The organism is Samsonia erythrinae (assembly GCF_004342665.1).
In the GTDB taxonomy this organism is placed as follows: Bacteria; Pseudomonadota; Gammaproteobacteria; order Enterobacterales; family Enterobacteriaceae; genus Samsonia; species Samsonia erythrinae.
On record NZ_SMBY01000028.1, the window covers coordinates 1 to 2252 of the forward strand.

1 protein-coding gene is annotated in these 2252 nt (G+C 60.4%); it reads left to right on the forward strand.

Annotated features, from left to right (window positions below; all coding sequences use genetic code 11):
* On the forward strand, positions 1-2252 hold a 2252-nt coding region (locus EDC54_RS17810; protein ID WP_132459480.1), incomplete at both ends, for a DNA primase.

Consider the following 2252-nt stretch of genomic DNA (forward strand, 5'->3'; position numbering starts at 1 on the left):
GCACGCCTCCCCGAATCCGAGTTGCAGCACCTCAAAGCCGCCGTGCCGTTAGTGGAGGTGGTGCGTGCGCAGGGGCGGCAGGTGTTTAAGCGCGGCAAGGACTATGTGGTGCTGTGCCCGTTCCATCAGGAGAAAAACCCGTCCTGCGTTATCAGCCCGGAGAAGAACCTGTATCACTGCTTCGGCTGCGACGCAGGCGGCTCGGTGCTGGACTGGGTGATGAAAACGGAAGGGTTAAGCCTGCACCGGGCGGTTGACCGCCTGCGGGGTGAGCTGGGTGTGGTGCCAGCGGCAGCACCGTTGCCACCTGTTGCCGATATCGCCGATGAGCAGGAAAGGCAGGCGTTACTGACACGCGTTATCGACTTCTATCACCACACGCTGCTCAATGCGCCGGAGGCCATCGCCTATCTGGAAAAGCGCCGCCTCAACCATCCTGAGTTAGTCGCCCAGTTCCGTTTAGGGTTCGCCAACCGCACGCTGGCGTATCGTCTGCCACCGAAAAAACTGAAAGACGGCGCGGCCATCCGCAGCCAGTTGCAGGCGCTGGGGATAATGCGGCCATCCGGGCATGAACATCTGGCGGGGTCGCTCGTGGTGCCGGTTATCGACCTTAACGGTCAGGTACGGGAGCTGTATGGCCGCAAGGTCAGCAGTGAGTTACGCAGAGGCACGCCGCTGCACCTGTATCTGTCGGGGCCGCATGGCGGGGTGTGGAACGAGCCGGCGCTGGTTGCCAGTAAATCGGTCATCTTATGCGAATCGCTTATCGATGCGATGTCGTTCTGGGTGGCGGGTTATCGCAACGTGACGGCAGCCTATGGGGTAAACGGCGTTACCGATGAGATGCGGCAGGCGGTTATCCGCCACGGGGTAAAACAGGTGCTCATCGCGTTCGATAACGACGCGGCAGGCGATGAAGGCGCGGAAAAACTGGCTTCCGTGTTAGCCGCTGACGGCATCACGCCGTTCCGGGTGGTGTTCCCGGCTGGGATGGATGCGAATGAATACCTGTGTCAGGTGGCGGAGCCGGAAGCGGCGTTCGGGTTACTGGTTGACGGTGCGTTACCGATGGGGGAAGCGGTCGGGGTTGAATCCGAGCCAGAAACCACCGCTGTGCCACAACGGAAAGCCGCGCCACAACCTGAAAAACTGTCTCAGCCTGCTTCCTCTTTAGCGGCCGGGGTTGTGGTTGAAGCGTTGCCGAACGGTGAGCTGGAGATAGCGTTGTCCGGTCAGCAATGGCGTATCCGGGGCATGGCATCAGTGAAAGCGTGCAGCGGCGTGATGAAGGTGAACGCGCAGGTGCTGGATACGCAGAGCGGCGTAGTGTTCGCGGACAGCGTGGACATGATGAGTGCGCGGAGCCGGGCAGGCTATGCGCGGCTGGCCGCCTCGGAGCTGGGGTTGGCGGAAAGTGATGTTAAACGCAGTCTGGGACGGGTGCTGCTGGCGCTGGAAAACCACCTTGCCCAACCCGAAACCGCCAGTGACGCCACGCCGGAACTGGATGACGACGCCAAAGCGGACGCACTGGCGCTGCTGCGTGACCCGAACCTGATTAGCCGACTGACCGATGACCTTGCGGCCTGCGGCGTGGTCGGCGAATCAACCAACCTGGTGGCGGGGTATCTGGCGGCGGTGTCGCGCAAGCTGGACAGGCCGTTAGCGGTGTTAATCCAGAGCAGTTCGGCGGCGGGCAAATCAAGCTTAATGGATGCGGTGCTGAATCTCATCCCACCGGAAGAGCGGCTGCAATACTCGGCCATGACGGGACAGAGCCTGTTCTATCTGGGGGAAACGAACTTACAGCACAAGATACTGGCGATAGCGGAAGAAGAAGGGGTCAGGCAAGCCGCCTATGCACTGAAGCTGTTGCAGTCAGATGGTGAACTGACGATAGCGTCAACGGGCAAGGATGATGCCACAGGGAATCTGGTGACGAAGCAATATACGGTGAAAGGCCCGGTGATGCTGATGCTGACTACCACGGCCATCGACGTGGATGAAGAGCTGTTAAACCGCTGTCTGGTGCTCACCGTGAACGAGTCCCGCGAACAGACGGAAGCGATACACGCGTTGCAGCGGCATAAGCAGACGCTAGCCGGGTTGCTGATGGAGAACGAGAAAGGCTATCTGACCGAACTGTACCAGAATGCCCAGCGGTTACTGAAACCGTTAAAGGTGGTGAACCCGTTCGCGTCACAGCTCACGTTCCTGAGCGACAAGACGCGCACCCGCCGCGACCATAT